At 69.3% G+C, this 3,567-nt stretch carries 1 protein-coding gene; it reads left to right on the top strand.

The features are described from left to right. Positions 1–3,527 (top strand): multifunctional oxoglutarate decarboxylase/oxoglutarate dehydrogenase thiamine pyrophosphate-binding subunit/dihydrolipoyllysine-residue succinyltransferase subunit (locus ACFTZC_RS41840; RefSeq protein WP_382899340.1); only part of this gene is annotated, 3,527 nt, incomplete at its 5' end. Positions 3,528–3,567: the final 40 nt, after the last annotated feature.

The following is a 3,567-nucleotide window of genomic DNA, read 5'->3' as shown; positions in this document are numbered from 1 at the left end:
CAGCCGCCGCCCCGGCGAAGCCCGCGGCGCAGGCCCCGGCCGCCGCCCCGGCCCAGGCCCCCGCCGCACCGGCGAAGGCAGCACCCGCCCCGGCGCCCGCGAAGCCCGCCGCGGCGCCCGCCCCGGCCAAGGCGGCTCCGGCCACCGAGGCGCCCGCGGGCCCCGAGTACGTGACGCTGCGCGGCCCGTCGGCCGCCGTCGCGAAGAACATGAACGCCTCGCTGGAGCTGCCCACGGCCACCTCCGTGCGCGCCGTCCCGGTGAAGCTGCTCTTCGACAACCGCATCGTCATCAACAACCACCTGAAGCGCGCGCGCGGCGGCAAGATCTCCTTCACGCACCTCATCGGGTACGCGATGGTGCAGGCGATCAAGGCCATGCCGTCGATGAACTACTCCTTCGCGGAGCGCGACGGCAAGCCGACGCTGGTCAAGCCCGAGCACGTCAACTTCGGTCTCGCCATCGACCTGGTGAAGCCCAACGGGGACCGCCAGCTCGTCGTCGCCGGCATCAAGAAGGCCGAGACGCTCAACTTCTTCGAGTTCTGGCAGGCGTACGAGGACATCGTCCGCCGCGCCCGCAACAACAAGCTGACGATGGACGACTTCACCGGCGTCACCGTCTCGCTGACCAACCCGGGCGGCCTCGGCACGGTGCACTCCGTGCCGCGTCTGATGCCCGGTCAGTCGGTCATCATGGGCGTCGGTTCGATGGACTACCCGGCCGAGTTCCAGGGCACGTCGCAGGACACCCTGAACAAGCTGGGCATCTCCAAGGTCATGACCCTGACGTCGACGTACGACCACCGCGTCATCCAGGGCGCCGCCTCCGGCGAGTTCCTGCGGATCGTCAGCCAGCTCCTCCTCGGCGAGAACGACTTCTACGACGAGATCTTCCAGGCGCTGCGCATCCCGTACGAGCCGGTCCGCTGGCTGAAGGACATCGACGCCTCGCACGACGAGGACGTCACAAAGCCCGCCCGGGTCTTCGAGCTGATCCACTCCTACCGCGTCCGCGGCCATGTCATGGCCGACACGGACCCGTTGGACTACCTCCAGCGCAAGCACCCCGACCTCGACATCACCGAGCACGGGCTGACGCTGTGGGACCTGGAGCGCGAGTTCGCCGTCGGCGGCTTCGCGGGCAAGTCGATGATGAAGCTCCGCGACATCCTCGGCGTGCTGCGCGACTCGTACTGCCGCACCACCGGCATCGAGTTCATGCACATCCAGGACCCAAAGCAGCGCAAGTGGCTCCAGGACCGGATCGAGCGCGGCGCGCACTCCAAGCCGGAGCGCGAGGAGCAGCTGCGGATCCTGCGCCGGCTCAACGCGGCCGAGGCGTTCGAGACGTTCCTCCAGACGAAGTACGTCGGCCAGAAGCGGTTCTCGCTGGAGGGCGGCGAGTCCGTCATCCCGCTGCTCGACGCGATCATCGACTCGGCCGCCGAGTCCCGCCTCGACGAGGTCGTCATCGGCATGGCCCACCGCGGCCGGCTCAACGTCCTCGCGAACATCGTCGGCAAGTCGTACGCGCAGATCTTCCGGGAGTTCGAGGGCAACCTCGACCCGAAGTCGATGCACGGCTCCGGCGACGTCAAGTACCACCTGGGCGCCGAGGGCACCTTCACCGGTCTGGACGGCGAGCAGATCAAGGTCTCGCTGGCCGCGAACCCCTCGCACCTGGAGGCGGTCGACCCGATCCTGGAAGGCATCGCCCGCGCCAAGCAGGACATCATCAACAAGGCCGGTACGGACTTCACGGTCCTGCCGCTCGCGCTCCACGGCGACGCGGCCTTCGCGGGCCAGGGCGTCGTCGCCGAGACGCTCAACATGTCGCAGCTGCGCGGCTACCGCACCGGCGGCACGGTCCACGTCGTGATCAACAACCAGGTCGGCTTCACCGCCGCCCCGGAGTCCTCGCGCTCGTCGATGTACGCGACGGACGTGGCCCGCATGATCGAGGCGCCGATCATCCACGTGAACGGTGACGACCCGGAGGCCGTCGTCCGCGTCGGACGGCTCGCCTTCGAGTTCCGCCAGACGTTCAACAAGGACGTCGTCATCGACCTGATCTGCTACCGCCGCCGCGGCCACAACGAGGGCGACAACCCGCAGTTCACCAACCCGCAGATGGTCCGCCTGATCGACAAGAAGCGCTCGGTGCGCAAGCTCTACACCGAGTCGCTGATCGGCCGCGGCGACATCACGCTGGAAGAGGCGGAGCAGGCGCTCCAGGACTTCCAGGGCCAGCTGGAGAAGGTCTTCGCGGAGGTCCGCGAGGCCACCTCGCACGCCGGTCCCGTCCAGGTCCCGGACGCGCAGGCGGAGTTCCCGGTGGCCGTGGAGACCGCGGTCTCCCAGGAGGTCGTCAAGCGGATCGCCGAGTCGCAGGTCAACATCCCGGACACCGTCACCGTCCACCCGCGCCTGATGCCGCAGATGCAGCGCCGCGCGGCCTCGGTCGAGGACGGCACGATCGACTGGGGCATGGGCGAGACCCTGGCCATCGGCTCGCTGCTGATGGAGGGCACGCCGGTCCGCCTCTCGGGCCAGGACACCCGCCGCGGCACCTTCGGCCAGCGCCACGCGGTCTTGGTCGACCAGGGCACCGGCGAGGACTACACCCCGCTCCAGTACCTGACCGCCGAGCAGGCCCGCTACAACGTCTACGACTCGCTGCTCAGCGAGTACGCGGCGATGGGCTTCGAGTACGGCTACTCCCTGGCCAGGCCGGACGCGCTGGTCATGTGGGAGGCGCAGTTCGGTGACTTCGTCAACGGCGCGCAGACCATCGTGGACGAGTTCATCTCGTCGGCCGAGCAGAAGTGGGGCCAGACCTCCGGCGTCACGCTGCTGCTGCCGCACGGCTACGAGGGCCAGGGCCCGGACCACTCGTCCGCCCGCCCCGAGCGCCTGCTCCAGATGTGCGCGCAGAACAACATGACGATCGCGATGCCGACGCTGCCGTCGAACTACTTCCACCTGCTGCGCTGGCAGGTCCACAACCCGCACCACAAGCCGCTCGTCGTCTTCACCCCGAAGTCGATGCTGCGCCTGAAGGCGGCGGCGTCCTCGGCGGAGGAGTTCACCACCGGCGGCTTCCGCCCGGTGATCGGCGACAGCAGTGTCGAGCCGGACGCGGTCCGCAAGGTCGTCTTCTGCTCCGGCAAGGTCTACTACGACCTGGACGCCGAGCGGCAGAAGCGCGGCGTCACGGACACCGCGATCCTCCGCCTGGAGCGGCTGTACCCGCTGCCGGGCGCGGAACTCCAGGCCGAGATCGCCAAGTTCCCGAACGCCGAGAAGTACCTGTGGGCGCAGGAGGAGCCGGCGAACCAGGGCGCCTGGCCGTTCATCGCGCTCAACCTGATCGACCACCTGGACCTGGCGGTCGGCGCCGACATCCCCGGCGCCCCACGACTGCGGCGCATCTCGCGCCCGCACTCCTCGTCCCCGGCGGTCGGCTCGGCCAAGCGCCACCAGGCGGAGCAGGCACAGCTCGTCAACGAGGTCTTCGACGCCTGACGCCGATCCGTACGTACGGAGGGCCCGGCCCCGCGGCAAC

Origin of the sequence: Streptomyces sp. NPDC056987, from assembly GCF_042673865.1 — a bacterium.
Taxonomy (GTDB): Bacteria; Actinomycetota; Actinomycetes; order Streptomycetales; family Streptomycetaceae; genus Streptomyces.
The sequence above is the reverse complement of the archived record's forward strand: the minus strand, read 5'-3'. Positions and strand labels throughout refer to the sequence as shown.